The 264-nt window shown below is 72.0% G+C and carries 1 protein-coding gene; it reads left to right on the plus strand.

The window, feature by feature from the left end:
* Window positions 1-264, plus strand: a 264-nt coding sequence (gene hisE, locus SB822_RS57950; RefSeq protein ID WP_410859219.1) for a phosphoribosyl-ATP diphosphatase, incomplete at both ends; no start/stop codon positions are given.

Genomic DNA, 264 nt, shown 5'->3' on the forward strand with positions numbered 1-264 from the left:
TCCTCGGCGACCTCGACGCGCTGGTCGCCCGCCGCGAGCGCGAACGTCCGGCCGGCAGCTACACCACCACGCTGTTCGAGAAGGGCACTCGGCGCATCGCGCAGAAGGTGGGCGAGGAAGGCGTGGAGACCGCGCTGGCCGGCGTCGCGCAGGACGACGAGGAACTGCTCGGCGAATCGGCCGACCTGCTGTATCACCTGATCGTGCTGCTGCGCGCGCGCGGGCTCTCGCTGGCCGATGCGGTACGGGTGCTGGAGTCGCGGC

The organism is Paraburkholderia sp. SIMBA_054 (assembly GCF_046534875.1).
Classification (GTDB): Bacteria; Pseudomonadota; Gammaproteobacteria; order Burkholderiales; family Burkholderiaceae; genus Paraburkholderia; species Paraburkholderia hospita.